A 15,678-nucleotide genomic window follows, 5' to 3' on the forward strand; every position below is an offset into this window, starting at 1 on the left:
TCAGGTACAATTCCCGGCTATTTTTCGGCGGGCAGTCTGCCTGCGACTTTTTTTGAGTGTTGACCCGTGAGTGATTTGAGTCATATCCGCAATTTCTCCATCATCGCCCACATTGACCATGGCAAGTCGACGCTGGCCGATCGTTTCATTCAGATGTGCGGTGGTTTGACTGCCCGCGAAATGGAAGCCCAAGTACTGGATTCCATGGACCTGGAGCGTGAGCGTGGGATTACCATCAAGGCCCACAGCGTAACCTTGTACTACACGGCCAAAGACGGCATTACCTACCAGCTGAACTTCATTGATACCCCAGGCCACGTCGACTTCACTTATGAAGTCAGCCGTTCTCTGGCGGCTTGTGAAGGTGCACTGCTGGTGGTCGATGCGGGGCAGGGCGTAGAAGCCCAGTCCGTAGCCAACTGCTACACCGCCATTGAGCAAGGCCTTGAAGTGATGCCGGTCTTGAACAAGATCGACCTGCCACAGGCCGATCCGGATCGCGTTAAAGAAGAAATCGAGAAGATCATTGGCATCGATGCCACTGATGCCGTGACCTGCAGCGCCAAGACTGGCCTGGGTGTGGACGAGGTGCTTGAGCGCCTGGTTCAGACCATTCCTGCACCCACCGGCAACATCGAAGATCCGCTGCAAGCGTTGATCATCGACTCCTGGTTCGACAACTACCTGGGCGTTGTGTCCCTGGTTCGCGTGCGCCACGGCCGCGTGAAAAAGGGCGACAAGATTCTGGTTAAATCCACCGGTAAGGTCCACCTGGTGGACAGCGTCGGCGTATTCAACCCCAAGCACACCGCGACTGCCGACCTTAAAGCCGGTGAAGTCGGCTTCATCATTGCGGGTATCAAGGACATTCACGGCGCGCCAGTGGGCGACACCTTGACCTTGAGTTCCACCCCTGATGTCGACGTGCTGCCAGGTTTCAAACGCATTCAGCCACAGGTCTACGCGGGTCTGTTCCCGGTCAGCTCCGATGATTTCGAAGATTTCCGTGACGCGCTGCAAAAGCTGACGCTCAACGATTCGTCGCTGCAATACACCCCGGAAAGCTCTGACGCACTGGGCTTCGGCTTCCGTTGCGGCTTCCTGGGCATGCTGCACATGGAAATCATCCAGGAGCGCCTGGAGCGCGAGTACGACCTGGACCTGATTACCACGGCGCCGACGGTAATTTTTGAGCTGGTGCTCAAGAATGGTGAAACCATCTATGTCGACAACCCGTCCAAGCTGCCGGACCTGTCGGCGATCGAGGATATGCGCGAGCCGATCGTGCGTGCCAATATCCTTGTGCCTCAAGAGCACTTGGGCAACGTCATAACCCTGTGTATTGAAAAGCGTGGCGTACAGCACGACATGTTGTTCCTGGGTAGCCAGGTGCAAGTGACTTACGATTTGCCGATGAACGAAGTGGTTCTGGACTTCTTCGACCGTCTCAAATCCACCAGTCGCGGCTATGCTTCGCTCGATTACCACTTCGATCGTTATCAGTCGGCTAATCTGGTGAAGCTGGATGTGCTGATCAACGGTGACAAGGTCGATGCGCTGGCCCTTATCGTGCACAAGGAAAACGCGCACTACAAAGGTCGGCAGTTGACCGAAAAGATGAAAGAACTGATTCCGCGCCAGATGTTCGACGTCGCGATCCAGGCCGCCATTGGCGGGCAGATCATTGCGCGGACCTCTGTCAAGGCACTCAGAAAGAACGTACTGGCCAAATGCTACGGTGGTGACGTTAGCCGTAAGCGCAAGCTGTTGGAAAAGCAAAAGGCCGGTAAAAAACGCATGAAGCAAGTAGGCAACGTGGAAATTCCACAAGAAGCCTTCCTTGCGGTGCTCAGGTTGGATAGCTAGGTCCTATGTCACTAAATTTCCCGCTGTTGCTGGTCATTGCTGTTGCCGTCTGCGGTTTGCTGGCGCTGCTCGATTTGGTCTTCCTGGCACCACGCCGGCGCAAGGCCATTGCCAACTATCAAGCCACTGTTCAGACGGCTGATATGCAGGTCATCGAAAAGCTCAACAAAGAGCCGTTGCTGGTTGAATACGGCAAGTCGTTCTTCCCGGTGTTGTTCATCGTGCTGGTGCTGCGTTCGTTTCTGGTTGAGCCGTTCCAGATTCCGTCCGGCTCGATGAAGCCAACGCTGGATGTGGGCGATTTCATTTTGGTGAACAAGTTTTCGTACGGGATCCGCTTGCCGGTGGTCGACACGAAAATCATCGAAGTGGGTGATCCGAAGCGCGGGGATGTGATGGTCTTTCGCTACCCAAGCGACCCGACAGTCAACTACATCAAGCGTGTAGTGGGCCTGCCGGGCGACAAGATTCGCTACACCAGCGACAAGCATTTGTACGTCAATGGTCAACTGGTTGCCGAGCAACTGGTGGGCGCCGAGCCCGGCACATTGGGCAGTGCCGAGCTGTACAAAGAGAAGCTGGGCGAAGTCGAACACATGATCCGCAAGGAAATGAGCCGCTACCGCGCGCCGCCTGATACCGAGTGGACGGTTCCGGCCGGTCACTACTTCATGATGGGCGACAACCGCGACAATTCGAACGACAGCCGTTACTGGGATGATCCGAACATTCCCAAAGACGAGCTGGGCATGGTTCCCGACAAGAACATTGTGGGTAAGGCCTTCGCTGTTTGGATGAGCTGGCCAGAACCCAAGATGAGCCACCTGCCGAACTTCTCGCGGGTGGGTCTGATCAAGTAGCCAAGACGGCGCTGTTAATAACAGCGCCGCATGCTTTTCAGGCGTCCACATAAATTGGGCGCTTGACGGTTCTTACGACCGTCTGCCGTCTCAGGCAGGTCGGTCAACAGTATTCAGGATGTGGATTTGAACAAAGCGTTAAGTGTGACGGCGGCGAACAGCCTGTTCCCTGTCCATTTGCTATGCGATAAACGAGCATCACTGATCCCTAATATCGGTCCGGTGGTGACATTCGGCCACGAACTCAGCGTGGGTAAATCGTGAGTTTTTCTTTAAATCGTTTGGAGCGTCAGCTCGGCTATACCTTTAAGGACCAGGAACTGATGGTTCTGGCCCTGACACACCGTAGTTTCGCGGGGCGCAATAACGAGCGCCTTGAGTTCCTGGGTGACGCTATTCTTAACTTTGTTGCCGGTGAAGCGTTGTTTGATCGCTTCCCGTTGGCCCGTGAAGGCCAGTTGTCGCGCTTGCGCGCGCGTTTGGTGAAGGGTGAAACCCTGGCCGTACTGGCCCGTGGTTTTGAGCTGGGCGAATATTTGCGCCTGGGTTCGGGCGAGTTGAAGAGCGGCGGTTTTCGTCGCGAGTCGATCCTGGCCGATGCGCTTGAAGCGCTGATTGGCGCCATTTACCTGGACGCGGGCATGGAAACTGCTCGTGACCGCGTATTGGCCTGGCTGGCCAGCGAGTTCGAGACCCTGACTCTGGTCGACACCAATAAAGATCCAAAAACCCGGTTGCAAGAGTTCTTGCAGTCGCGCGCCTGTGATCTGCCACGTTACGAAGTGGTGGATATTCAAGGTGAACCGCATTGCCGCACATTCTTCGTTGAGTGCGAGATTGCCCTATTGAATGAAAAAAGCCGGGGCCAGGGTGTGAGCCGTCGTATTGCCGAACAGGTAGCGGCCGCCGCAGCACTGATTGCCCTTGGCGTGGAGAATGGCCATGACTGATTCAACTGAAACTCGCTGTGGCTATGTCGCCATTGTTGGTCGACCAAACGTGGGTAAATCCACACTGCTGAACCACATCCTGGGTCAAAAGCTGGCGATCACCTCGCGCAAGCCGCAGACCACCCGCCACAACATGCTGGGCATCAAGACTGAAGGCAATGTACAAGCCGTCTACGTTGATACCCCCGGCATGCACAAGGGCGGCGAAAAGGCGCTGAACCGCTACATGAACAAAACCGCCTCGGCCGCGTTGAAAGACGTCGACGTGGTGATCTTTGTAGTGGACCGTACCAAGTGGACCGACGAAGACCAGATGGTGCTTGAGCGCGTTCAGTACGTGACCGGCCCGTTGATCGTGGCGCTCAACAAGACTGACCGTATCGAAGACAAGGCTGAGCTGATGCCGCACCTGAGCTGGCTTCAGGAGCAACTGCCGAACGCCCAGATCATCCCGATCTCTGCGCAGCATGGCCACAACCTCGACGCCCTTGAGCGCGTGATTGCCGAGCACCTGCCGGAGAATGAGCACTTCTTCCCGGAAGACCAGATCACCGACCGCAGCAGCCGCTTCCTGGCCGCTGAGCTGGTACGTGAAAAGATCATGCGTCAAATGGGTGCAGAGCTGCCGTACCAGATCACGGTAGAGATCGAAGAGTTCAAGCAGCAGGGCAAGACCTTGCACATTCATGCGTTGATTCTGGTTGAGCGTGATGGCCAGAAAAAAATCATCATTGGCGACAAAGGTGAGCGTATCAAACGCATTGGTACCGAAGCGCGCAAGGACATGGAGCTGCTGTTCGACTCCAAAGTCATGCTCAACCTGTGGGTCAAGGTTAAAGGCGGCTGGTCCGATGACGAGCGCGCCCTGCGTTCGTTGGGCTATGGCGACCTGTAACGCGTTTATCTCAGTATTGAGTGACTAAACCTGTGGGAGCGGCCGTGAGCAGCGATCTTTTAAATCAGATCGCCGCCACGGCAGCTCCCTCAGGGATTGTGTTTTGGCCTCAGAGATCCTCGGCAGGCATGTCCAGCAAAACCATCGTCCCCCAACTCGCTTACGTCCTGCACAGTCGTCCTTATCGTGAAACCAGCGCCCTGGTGGATTTCATCACGCCTCAAGGTCGGCTGCGTGCCGTGCTGCGAAGTGCGCGGGGCAAGGCGGGGAGTCTGGCTCGACCTTTCGTTCCTCTGGAAATCGAATTCCACGGCCGTGGTGAGTTGAAAAACGTCGGCCGTATGGAAAGTGCAGGTATCTCAACCTGGCTCAATGGCGAGGCCCTGTTCAGCGGGCTTTATCTCAACGAGTTGCTGGTTCGCCTGCTACCCGCCGAAGACCCGCACCCCGCAGTGTTCGATCACTATGCTGCCACGCTATTGGCGCTGGCCGAAGGGCGACCGCTAGAGCCTTTGTTGCGCGCGTTCGAATGGCGCCTGCTGGACGATCTGGGCTACAGCTTCTCGCTGACCCAAGACATTCACGGTGAACCGGTGCAAGCCGATGGCTTGTATCGCTTGCAGGTGGATGCGGGGCTTGAGCGCGTCTGGCTGTTGCAGCCGGGGTTGTTCAAGGGTGCCGAGTTGCAGGCGATGTCTGAGGCTGACTGGACCGCTGTCGGCGCTTTATCAGCTGCCAAGCGCCTGATGCGCCAGGCGTTGGCGGTTCATTTGGCCGGTAAGCCATTGGCCAGTCGCGAGTTGTTTCGCAAGCCCTGAATAGATCGGTATGCTGTGCGCCGCATCTTCAACTCTTCAGGAGAGTCCACGTGACCACAAGCAATCGCATTCTTCTCGGCGTGAATATCGACCACGTAGCCACGCTGCGTCAGGCGCGCGGTACGCGTTACCCGGATCCGGTCAAGGCGGCTCTGGACGCGGAAGAGGCGGGCGCCGACGGCATCACCGTGCACCTGCGCGAAGACCGTCGTCACATTCAAGAGCGCGATGTATTGCTGCTTAAAGATGTGCTGCAAACGCGCATGAACTTTGAAATGGGCGTGACCGAAGAGATGATGGTGTTTGCCGAGCGCATTCGCCCGGCGCATATCTGTCTGGTGCCGGAAACCCGCCAAGAGTTGACCACTGAGGGGGGGCTGGATGTCGCGGGGCAAGAAGCGCGGATCAAGGCTGCGGTTGAACGCCTGGCCAAAATCGGTTGTGAAGTCTCGCTGTTTATCGACGCCGATGAGCGTCAGATCGAAGCCTCGCGCCGTGTCGGTGCCCCTGCAATTGAGCTGCACACCGGGCGTTATGCTGACGCGCACACACCCACCGAAGTGGCTCAAGAGCTTAAACGTGTGGCAGATGGCGTGGCATTTGGCTTGGCGCAAGGCCTGATTGTTAACGCCGGCCATGGTTTGCACTACCACAACGTCGAAGCAGTGGCGGCGATCAAGGGCATCAATGAACTGAACATTGGCCATGCCTTGGTGGCGCATGCGTTGTTCGTCGGGTTCAAGTCGGCGGTATCCGAGATGAAAGCGCTGATCCAGGCGGCGGCAAAGGCTTAGGTGCGGTCGCGGTTCTTGTAGCCGCTGACGAGGAACGAGGCTGTGATGGGGTGTGAAGCGGCGCCTGCGTATTGAACGCCCTGCGGTCCTTTTCGCTGCCTCGGTCCTCGACAGCGGCTATATCGTTTGAAGTTACAGCTGCGGCTCTTCTTTGGGCTTGGTTTTGTCGATGCCGGGAATGTGCAGTTGGCCATCAGCCACCTGGTCGCCTTCAAGCTGCGGTTGTGTGGCCCATGTGAGGATGTCGTAGTAGCGACGGATGTTGGCCACAAAGTGCACAGGCTCGCCGCCTCGGGCGTAGCCGTAACGGGTTTTGCTGTACCACTGCTTCTGCGCAAGGCGAGGCAGCATCTTCTTCACGTCCAGCCACTTGTTCGGGTTAAGGCCTTCTTTCACCGCTAGTTTGCGTGCGTCATCCAGGTGCCCGGTGCCGACGTTATAGGCGGCCAGCGCAAACCAGGTGCGGTCAGGCTCTTGAATATCATCGTCCAGCTGGTCCTTGATGTAGGCCAGGTATTTGGCACCCCCGAGGATGCTTTGCTTGGGGTCCAGACGGTTAGACACCCCCATTGCCTGCGCCGTGTTCTGGGTCAGCATCATCAGCCCGCGAACCCCGGTTTTGGAGGTGACGGCAGGTTGCCACAACGACTCTTGATAGCCCATGGCGGCCAGCAAACGCCAATCAACCTGCTCCTTTTTGGCGGCTTCCTTGAAGAATTTTTCGTACTTGGGCAGGCGCTGTTGCAGGTGCTGGGCAAAGGTGTAGGCGCCGACGTAGCCAAGTACATCAACGTGCCCGTAATAGCGATCTTTCAAGCGCTGCAGGGTGCCGTTTTTCTCGACCTTGTCGAGGTAGGCGTTGATCTCGTTGAGCAGGCTGTTGTCTTCACCGGCCACTACGGCCCAGCGCTGGCTGCGGGCGTCGCCCAAATCAAAGGCCACGCGCACGTTAGGGAAGTACACCTGGTTCATGGCCACTTCGTTGGAGTCGACCAGGGTCAGATCGATTTGCCCTTCATCGACCATGCGCAACAAGTCGACGACCTCTACAGCATCGGATTCTTCGTACTCGATGCCAGGGTAGGTCTTCTTGAGTTCGGCGAGCTGTTCGGCATGGGAACTGCCTTTTAGGACGGTGATGCGCTTGCCGACCAGATCAGCCGCTGTGGTTGGGCGCGATTGCCCATTGCGATAAATGATCTGGGGCGTAACTTCGAGATATGGATGAGAGAACTTGGCTTGTTTGAGGCGGTTATCGCTGCTGACCAGACCGGCAGCAGCTAGCACCGGGCCGTCAGGTTGGCCCAGCTTGTTAAACAGGTCGTCCAGGTTGTCAGCGGTTTCGATTTCGAGTTTTACACCCAAGTCGTCGGCAAAGCGCTTGACCAGCTCATATTCAAAGCCGGTCTCGCCGTTGCGGTCTTCGAAATAGGTGGCGGGGCTGTTACGGGTGATCACCCGCAGTACCCCGTCCTCCTTTACGCGCTCAAGGGTGCTGGGTTTTTCAACGCAGGCACCGAGCATCAGGAAGAGTCCGGTTGCGAGTAGCCATTTGGCCCCACGCTGGCGGAATGCAGTTAGAGAAAACATCCGCGCAGTATACGCAAAGCAGCACGGGTGCCATATCTCGACAATTTGTGGGCATTCTGATAACGGTCGCGAAAATCGCTGAAACCCTTATGGAATGGGGGTTGAAGGGGTGGCTAAAGAACATAACCGACCATCCGTTGAGAGGCTGATAGCCATAAAGAATAAGGCTTTGGTCGATTAACGACGTTTGGCGTGCGTCTAGTGTGCCGTTTCGGGTGCCGTGACCGATGGTTTAGGCTAGAATGCCGGGCCTCAAAGCACACCCCTCCCGAGGCTGTCCCGAAGATGTTGATCCTGCGCGGCGCTCCTGCCCTTTCTGCCTTTCGCCACAGCAAACTCCTTGCACAACTGAGCCTCAAGGTTCCAGGTGTCAGTGGTTTGTATGCTGAATTCGCCCACTTTGCCGATGTAAACGGCGATCTGACCAGCGATGAACAGCAGGTACTGGCTCGTCTCCTGAAGTACGGCCCAAGCGTGCCGGTCCAAGAGCCAAGTGGCCGACTGTTTTTGGTGTTGCCGCGGTTTGGCACCATTTCCCCTTGGTCGAGCAAGGCCAGCGATATTGCCCGTAACTGTGGCCTGGCTAAAATCCAGCGCCTGGAACGCGGCATTGCCTTCTATGTTGGCGGTGAGTTCAGCGATGCTGATGCTCAATTGATTGCGTCGGTCTTGCATGACCGTATGACGCAAGTCGTACTGGGCAACCTTGAGCAGGCCGCCGGTCTGTTCAGCCATGCCGAGCCGAAGCCGTTGACGGCCATCGATGTATTGGGTGGCGGTCGCGCTGCGCTGGAAAAAGCCAACGTTGAGTTGGGCCTGGCACTGGCCGAAGACGAAATCGATTACCTGGTCAATGCCTTCAATGGTCTGGGTCGCAACCCGCATGACATCGAACTGATGATGTTTGCCCAGGCGAACTCCGAGCATTGCCGCCACAAGATCTTCAACGCCAGCTGGGACATCGACGGCCAAAGCCAGGAAAAAAGCCTGTTTGGCATGATCAAAAACACCTACGTGATGCACAGCGAAGGTGTTCTGTCGGCTTACAAAGACAACGCTTCGGTGATCGTCGGTAGCGTGGCCGGGCGTTTCTTTCCGAACCCTGAAACCCGCCAGTACGGCGCGGTGCAGGAGCCGGTACACATCCTGATGAAGGTTGAGACGCACAACCACCCAACCGCTATTGCACCGTTCCCGGGCGCGGCGACCGGTTCCGGTGGCGAAATTCGTGACGAAGGCGCGACCGGCCGTGGCGCCAAGCCAAAGGCGGGGTTGACCGGTTTCACAGTGTCCAACCTGCAAATCCCGGGCTTTGAACAGCCGTGGGAAGTGCCGTACGGCAAGCCCGAGCGCATCGTGACAGCGCTGGACATCATGATTGAAGGCCCGCTGGGTGGCGCGGCGTTCAACAACGAGTTCGGCCGTCCAGCCCTGACAGGCTACTTCCGTACTTTCGAGCAGTCCATCACCACCCCGCGCGGCGATGAAGTACGCGGTTACCACAAGCCCATCATGTTGGCGGGCGGCATGGGCAACATCCGCGCCGAGCACGTGCAAAAAGGCGAAATCACCGTAGGCTCCAAGCTGATCGTGCTCGGGGGACCCGCGATGTTGATCGGCCTGGGCGGCGGTGCCGCTTCTTCCATGGCCACGGGCGCGAGCTCGGCAGACCTGGACTTCGCTTCGGTACAACGCGAAAACCCGGAAATGGAACGCCGTTGCCAGGAAGTCATCGACCGTTGCTGGCAATTGGGTGACAAAAACCCGATCAGCTTCATTCATGACGTAGGCGCGGGCGGTCTGTCCAACGCATTCCCTGAGCTGGTTAACGACGGCGACCGTGGTGGCCGTTTCGAACTGCGTAACATTCCAAACGACGAGCCGGGCATGGCCCCGCACGAAATCTGGAGTAACGAATCCCAGGAACGTTATGTTCTGGCTGTAGGCGTCGAAGACTTTGATCGCTTCCAGGCGATCTGCGAGCGTGAGCGTTGCCCGTTTGCCGTTGTAGGTGAAGCCACTGCCGAGCCACAACTGACCGTTACCGACAGCCACTTCGGCAACAACCCGGTGGATATGCCACTTGAAGTGTTGCTGGGCAAGGCACCGCGCATGCACCGTTCTGCAGTACGTGAAGCAGAACTGGGCGATGACTTCGATCCGTCGACCCTCAACGTCGGCGAGAGCATTGAGCGCGTTTTGCACCACCCGGCAGTGGCCAGCAAAAGCTTCCTGATCACTATTGGCGACCGCACCATCACCGGTCTGGTTGCCCGTGATCAAATGGTTGGCCCGTGGCAGGTTCCGGTTGCTGACGTTGCTGTGACCGCCACCAGCTTCGACGTGTACACCGGTGAAGCCATGGCCATGGGCGAGCGTACTCCGCTGGCACTGCTGGATGCTCCAGCATCGGGCCGTATGGCGATCGGTGAAACCCTGACCAACATTGCGGCTTCGCGCATTGGCAAAATCTCCGACATAAAACTGTCGGCCAACTGGATGTCGGCTGCTGGCCACCCAGGTGAAGACGCCCGTCTGTACGACACCGTCAAAGCCGTTGGTATGGAGCTGTGCCCTGAGTTGGGTATCACCATCCCGGTGGGCAAGGACTCGATGTCGATGCAAACCCGCTGGAGCGATGAAGGCACAGACAAGAGCGTGACGTCGCCGCTGTCCCTGATCGTGACCGGCTTTGCTCCAGTGCTTGATATTCGCCAGACCCTGACCCCAGAACTGCGCATGGACAAGGGCCTGACCGATCTGATCCTGATCGACCTGGGCCGTGGCCAAAACCGCATGGGCGCTTCGATTCTGGCTCAGACCCACGGCAAGCTTGGCAAACACGCGCCGGACGTTGATGACGCAGAAGACCTCAAAGCCTTCTTCGCAGTCATCCAGGGCCTGAATGCTGACGGCCACCTGTTGGCCTACCATGACCGTTCCGATGGCGGTTTGCTGACCAGCGTGATGGAAATGGCCTTCGCCGGTCACTGCGGTCTGAACCTGAACCTTGATTGCCTGACCGAAAACGCCAGCGAAATCCCGGCCATCCTGTTCAACGAAGAACTGGGTGCGGTGATTCAGGTGCGTCAAGATGCAACGGCAGAAGTACTGGCTCAGTTCAGCGTTGCTGGCTTGGGCGAGTGTGTTGCGGTCATCGGTCAGCCGTTGAATAACGGCCAAGTGACCATCAGCCTCCAGGGCGAGACGGTCTTTGAAGGCCAGCGCCGTCTGCTGCAACGTCAGTGGGCAGAGACCAGCTATCAGATCCAGCGTCTGCGTGATAACGCCGACTGCGCCGATCAAGAGTTCGACCTGCTGTTGGAAGAAGATAATCCGGGCTTGAGTGTCAAGCTGGGCTTTGATGTCAACGACAACATCAGCGCGCCGTACATCAAAACAGGTATTCGCCCTCAGGTTGCCGTACTGCGTGAGCAGGGCGTCAACGGGCAGGTTGAAATGGCCGCGGCGTTTGACCGTGCCGGTTTCAACGCGATCGATGTGCACATGAGCGACATTCTGGCCGGCCGTGTCGACCTGAATGAGTTCAAGGGCCTGGTTGCGTGTGGCGGCTTCTCCTACGGCGACGTGCTGGGTGCCGGTGAAGGCTGGGCCAAGTCGGCCTTGTTCAACACCCGTGCACGTGATGCGTTCCAGAGCTTCTTCGAACGTAGCGACAGCTTCAGCCTGGGTGTGTGCAACGGTTGCCAGATGATGTCCAACCTCAGCGAACTGATCCCGGGTAGCGAGCTGTGGCCACACTTCGTGCGTAACCGTTCCGAGCAGTTCGAAGCCCGTGTGGCCATGGTTCAGGTACAAGAGTCGAACTCGATCTTCCTGCAAGGCATGGCGGGTTCGCGTATGCCAATCGCTATCGCTCACGGCGAAGGTCATGCCGAGTTCGCCAATGAAGAAGCACTGCTGCAAGCCGACCTGTCGGGTACTGTAGCGCTGCGTTTTGTCGACAATCACGGCAAAGTGACTGAAAGCTACCCAGCCAACCCGAACGGTTCGCCGCGCGGGATTACCGGTCTGACCAGTCGCGATGGCCGTGTGACGATCATGATGCCGCACCCGGAGCGTGTATTCCGTGCTGTGCAGAACTCGTGGCGTCCTGAAGAGTGGAGCGAAGATGCGCCGTGGTTGCGCATGTTCCGTAACGCTCGTGCCTGGGTGAACTAAGGGGCTATGTACAAGCTCAGCTTTTTCGTTCCGCCGAGTCATGTCGACGCGGTCAAAAGTGCTGTATTTGCCGCCGGTGGCGGTCGAATCGGCACCTATGACCACTGCGCGTGGCAGACCATGGGGCAGGGCCAGTTTCGCGCACTGGACGGCAGCCAGCCGTTCATTGGGCAAACCGGTCAGGTCGAGTACGTGGGGGAATGGAAAGTTGAACTGGTCGTCGCTGACGAGTTGATTCACGCCGTGGTGGCTGCGCTCAAGCTCAGCCACCCCTATGAAACACCCGCCTATGAAGCGTGGCGGTTGGCTGACATTTAGCCTGGCGCTGCATAAAAAAGCCCGCTGCCCTTAATGGGGCAGCGGGCTTTTTAGTGCGCGGTATTCTTGCGGGTTATGGTCGTATCTCGACCATCGTGCCGTCTTTGACCATGTTCCAGACTTCGCGCATTTCGTAGTTTTTCATCGCGATACAACCATCGGTCCAATCCAGGGTGTGGAAAAGTTCTTCAGGGTTGTCTTCGGAATCCGGTGTGCCGTGAATCATGATCATTGAACCCGGGTTTACACCTTCGCGCCGTGCAGTCGCTGCGTCGCTGATGTTGGGGTAGTTGATATGCAGGGCCAGATTGAACTTGTCGCTCTTCTTGCGCCAGTCAACCCAGTAAAGCCCTTCGGGAGTGCGCTTGTCGCCTTCGCGCATTTTTGGCCCTTTAGGTTGTTTGCCCAATGAGATGCGGTAGCTGCGGATGGTTTTGCCATCGCTGATCAACTCCAGCTTGCGGGCTGATTTGAGCACCAGAATTTTGTCGATGCTTTTGCTGTCACCGGCTTTCGGTGACGCTGCGGGGGATTTAAGCACCTGATCTTTATCGACGGGTTTACCGTTGATGGTCATGACTACAGCGGCTTGGCAAGTAACAGCAAACGACAGGCAAAGAGCAGCAAGCAACCAACGCATTAGAGGGATATTCCTGAGGTACAAGGCAAACGACATTATTGTGGGTGTTTAATCAACTCTGCCAGTGGCGGCACAGCTTCGCTGCGCACAGGGTAGATCTGTGTCTGGCGGTCAGAAAAAAAGCATTCTAGGGTACGGCTGACAGTGCGAAAAGCCAACTCGGACCAAGGGATGTCAGCCTCATCAAACAAGCGCACCTCAAGGCTTTCTTCACCCGCTGCAAAGTCAAGGCTTTGCAGTTCTGCGCGGTAGAAGATGTGCACCTGATTGATGTGCGGAACATCGATCAGGGTATAGATAGCCAGTTGCTCAACCTGAGCGCAGGCTTCTTCGAGCGTTTCGCGACGAGCCGCTTGCTCGACGGTTTCGCCGTTTTCCATAAACCCTGCAGGCAGCGTCCAATAGCCTTTGCGCGGTTCGATGGCGCGTCGGCATAACAGCACTTGCCTGCCCCAGGTAGGCAGGCAGCCAGCGACGATATTCGGGTTTTGATAATGAATGGTGTGGCAGTGGTCGCAGACATAACGCAGGCGAGAATCGCCTTGCGGGATATGTTGGCTGACAGCGTTGCCGCACTGGCTGCAAAATTTCATGCTGGGCTCTCTGGTTCTGGCGCCTATCTTGGGGCTGGGGCCGGATTACGGCAAGCACCACTTTACCCCCTGCGACAGCGTGGGGCTTGGGTGAGTCGGGCAATTTGGTGCATGATGCCGGATAAGTGACGGATCGAGATGACCTATGCTGGACGAGCTACTTAGCCGTGTGAGTCGCTACACCCCACGGACGCTGGAAACAGACCGGCGCTTTCCCGAGGCCGCAGTACTCCTGCCGGTGACGCGCAGTGCTGAGCCAGAACTGATTTTGACCCTGCGCGCCAGCGGGTTATCGACTCATGGCGGCGAAGTGGCCTTCCCCGGTGGGCGCCGCGACCCTGAAGACCCGGATCTGGTGTTTACCGCACTGCGCGAAGCCGAAGAAGAAATCGGCTTGCCGCCGGGCCTGGTCGAAGTCATCGGCCCGCTCAGCCCTTTGATCTCATTGCATGGTATTCGTGTAACGCCTTATGTCGGGCTGGTACCGGACTATGTTGAGTATTTGGCCAACGATGCCGAGATCGCTGCGGTGTTCAGCGTACCGCTGGATTTTTTTCGTCAGGACCCGCGTGAGCACACGCACCGCATCGACTACCAGGGGCGCAGTTGGTATGTGCCCAGCTACCGCTTTGACGTATACAAAATCTGGGGCCTGACGGCGATCATGATCGTTGAGCTAATGAACCTGCTGTACGACGACGTCAACATCAACCTGCATACACCACCTGAACGTTTCATCAATATATAGAGCTGTCATCAGACAGCCACGCCAGCCTTGAGGACATCAGCATGAAATATCGCCTGGGCGACTCGCACGTCGAAACCCATCCCGACAGTTGGGTGGCCCCTAACGCCACCCTGATCGGCAAGGTGCGTCTGCAAGCGGGTGCCAGTGTCTGGTTTAACGCTGTATTGCGCGGTGATAACGAACTGATCCTGATCGGCAAAGACAGCAACGTTCAGGACGGCGCGGTGATGCACACCGATATGGGCTACCCCTTGACGCTGGGCACCGGCGTAACCATTGGTCATAACGCCATGCTGCATGGCTGTACGGTCGGTGATTACAGCCTGGTCGGCATTAACGCGGTGATTCTCAATGGCGCGAAAATTGGCAAGCATTGCATCATCGGCGCCAATTCGCTGATTGGTGAAGGCAAGGACATTCCCGATGGTTCGCTGGTCATGGGGTCGCCGGGCAAAGTGGTCCGGGAGCTGACCGATGAGCAGAAAAAAATGCTCGAAGCCAGTGCTGCGAATTACGTGAAAAACGGCCAGCGCTATGCGCGTGACCTCGCGGTGCAAGACAATGAGTGAGGTGGAACGTCCAGTCGCCTCTCCGTGCGTGAACATCTGTGCCTTGGACGACGATGATGTCTGCACCGGCTGCCAGCGCACCGTTGCTGAAATCACCCGTTGGAGCCGCATGACCAATCCTGAGCGTCGCAAAGTGCTGGCGCTGTGCCATGAGCGCGCCACGTCCAGCGGAGTGATATGGGGGCTGGGTCAGGCCTAAGGCTGCCGCGGGCTGCGATCGTTTGATCGTTTAAAAGAACGCGAGCAAGCTCGCGCCTACAAATAAAGGCATGACTCAAGTACCCTGTGCGCCTTATTTAGAGGTGTCGCCCGCTGCCATGCTGTTTCTAATCGCTTATATCGCCAGCGTTGTGCTGATTAACTACGCGTTTTCCACGGCACCGCACCTGGACATCATCTGGTCAGCCTGGGGCGGGCTGGTCTTTGTGCTGCGCGACATGGTGCAAACCCGCTTCGGGCACGGTGCCATTTTGGCCATGCTGGCTGCGCTGGTGCTGTCGTATGTCACCTCCGACCCCTCCATCGCCCTGGCCAGTGCCACGGCCTTTGCGGTGTCCGAGTGCATTGACTGGCTGGTGTTCAGTATCACCAAGCGCCCGTTGCATGACCGGTTGTGGATCAGCTCGGCGCTGAGCATCCCGATTGATACCTTTATCTTCTTCGGCATGATCGACGCCTTTACTCCGGGCGTGATCATCACGGCGATGGCTTCCAAATTCGCCGGTGTCACGTGTGTCTGGCTGGCGATGGCCTGGCGTTTGCGCAAAGCCGCTGCCTAGTCATGTAAAATGCCGCCTTTCTACCCAGCAGGCGTGAGCGTTGCGAGCGCCTTCGATGATTTGCTTCCTTGAGGAC

The 15,678-nt window shown here is 57.3% G+C and carries 15 protein-coding genes; 12 read left to right on the forward strand and 3 right to left on the reverse strand.

What is annotated here, in order from left to right:
- Positions 1–66 precede the first annotated feature (66 nt).
- The 6 genes from lepA to pdxJ all read left to right on the forward strand — a co-directional run bounded on the left by lepA (position 67) and on the right by pdxJ (position 6,183).
- Positions 67–1,866, forward strand: a complete 1,800-nt coding sequence (gene lepA, locus ACIQYF_RS09445) for a translation elongation factor 4 (protein WP_402859969.1) — start codon at positions 67–69, stop codon at positions 1,864–1,866.
- A gap of 5 nt (positions 1,867–1,871) precedes the next feature.
- Complete coding sequence (gene lepB, locus ACIQYF_RS09450) at positions 1,872–2,726, forward strand: signal peptidase I (RefSeq protein ID WP_402859972.1); 855 nt, start codon at positions 1,872–1,874, stop codon at positions 2,724–2,726.
- Between the two features lie 260 nt (positions 2,727–2,986).
- Positions 2,987–3,676 carry a ribonuclease III gene (gene rnc / locus ACIQYF_RS09455; RefSeq protein WP_402859975.1) on the forward strand — a complete coding sequence of 230 codons (690 nt, stop codon included), beginning with the start codon at positions 2,987–2,989 and terminating at the stop codon, positions 3,674–3,676.
- The gene (era, locus tag ACIQYF_RS09460) at positions 3,669–4,571 is read left to right on the forward strand and encodes a GTPase Era (protein WP_402859977.1); all 903 of its coding nucleotides are present in this window, start codon (positions 3,669–3,671) and stop codon (positions 4,569–4,571) included. Before rnc ends, era begins: the two co-directional genes overlap by 8 nt.
- A gap of 128 nt (positions 4,572–4,699) precedes the next feature.
- Complete coding sequence (gene recO, locus ACIQYF_RS09465) at positions 4,700–5,389, forward strand: DNA repair protein RecO (RefSeq protein WP_402859980.1); 690 nt, start codon at positions 4,700–4,702, stop codon at positions 5,387–5,389.
- A gap of 50 nt (positions 5,390–5,439) precedes the next feature.
- Positions 5,440–6,183: a pyridoxine 5'-phosphate synthase gene (gene pdxJ, locus ACIQYF_RS09470; RefSeq protein ID WP_402859983.1), complete on the forward strand. Its 744-nt coding sequence runs from the start codon at positions 5,440–5,442 to the stop codon at positions 6,181–6,183.
- Positions 6,184–6,315: 132 nt separating this feature from the next.
- On the opposite strand, the gene mltF is transcribed toward pdxJ, so the two are convergent.
- Positions 6,316–7,773, reverse strand: a complete 1,458-nt coding sequence (gene mltF / locus ACIQYF_RS09475; protein ID WP_402859986.1) for a membrane-bound lytic murein transglycosylase MltF — start codon at positions 7,771–7,773, stop codon at positions 6,316–6,318.
- A 285-nt stretch (positions 7,774–8,058) separates the two neighbouring features.
- Here mltF and purL point away from each other — a divergent pair, with 285 nt between their 5' ends.
- Together purL and ACIQYF_RS09485 are read left to right on the forward strand one after the other, a co-directional pair.
- The gene (purL, locus tag ACIQYF_RS09480; RefSeq protein WP_402859989.1) at positions 8,059–11,955 is read left to right on the forward strand and encodes a phosphoribosylformylglycinamidine synthase; all 3,897 of its coding nucleotides are present in this window, start codon (positions 8,059–8,061) and stop codon (positions 11,953–11,955) included.
- Between the two features lie 6 nt (positions 11,956–11,961).
- Positions 11,962–12,273, forward strand: coding sequence for an NGG1p interacting factor NIF3 (locus ACIQYF_RS09485; RefSeq protein ID WP_402859992.1), 312 nt, complete (start codon positions 11,962–11,964; stop codon positions 12,271–12,273).
- A gap of 73 nt (positions 12,274–12,346) precedes the next feature.
- On the opposite strand, the gene ACIQYF_RS09490 is transcribed toward ACIQYF_RS09485, so the two are convergent.
- Positions 12,347–12,913 carry a murein L,D-transpeptidase family protein gene (locus ACIQYF_RS09490; protein ID WP_402859995.1) on the reverse strand — a complete coding sequence of 189 codons (567 nt, stop codon included), beginning with the start codon at positions 12,911–12,913 and terminating at the stop codon, positions 12,347–12,349.
- A gap of 35 nt (positions 12,914–12,948) precedes the next feature.
- Positions 12,949–13,506 (reverse strand): NUDIX hydrolase, encoded by a 558-nt coding sequence (locus tag ACIQYF_RS09495; protein ID WP_402859998.1) that lies wholly within the window; start codon positions 13,504–13,506, stop codon positions 12,949–12,951.
- A 145-nt stretch (positions 13,507–13,651) separates the two neighbouring features.
- On the opposite strand from ACIQYF_RS09495, the gene ACIQYF_RS09500 reads away from it, so the two are divergent.
- The 4 genes from ACIQYF_RS09500 to ACIQYF_RS09515 all read left to right on the forward strand — a co-directional run bounded on the left by ACIQYF_RS09500 (position 13,652) and on the right by ACIQYF_RS09515 (position 15,602).
- Complete coding sequence (locus tag ACIQYF_RS09500; protein ID WP_402860001.1) at positions 13,652–14,254, forward strand: CoA pyrophosphatase; 603 nt, start codon at positions 13,652–13,654, stop codon at positions 14,252–14,254.
- Positions 14,255–14,295: 41 nt separating this feature from the next.
- The gene (locus tag ACIQYF_RS09505) at positions 14,296–14,823 is read left to right on the forward strand and encodes a gamma carbonic anhydrase family protein (RefSeq protein WP_402860004.1); all 528 of its coding nucleotides are present in this window, start codon (positions 14,296–14,298) and stop codon (positions 14,821–14,823) included.
- Positions 14,816–15,022, forward strand: a complete 207-nt coding sequence (locus ACIQYF_RS09510; RefSeq protein WP_402860007.1) for a DUF1289 domain-containing protein — start codon at positions 14,816–14,818, stop codon at positions 15,020–15,022. Before ACIQYF_RS09505 ends, ACIQYF_RS09510 begins: the two co-directional genes overlap by 8 nt.
- Positions 15,023–15,140: 118 nt before the next feature.
- Positions 15,141–15,602, forward strand: coding sequence for a VUT family protein (locus ACIQYF_RS09515; protein ID WP_402860010.1), 462 nt, complete (start codon positions 15,141–15,143; stop codon positions 15,600–15,602).
- Positions 15,603–15,678 lie beyond the last annotated feature (76 nt).

Origin of the sequence: Pseudomonas sp. NPDC096917 (assembly GCF_044762555.1) — a bacterium.
In the GTDB taxonomy this organism is placed as follows: domain Bacteria; phylum Pseudomonadota; class Gammaproteobacteria; order Pseudomonadales; family Pseudomonadaceae; genus Aquipseudomonas.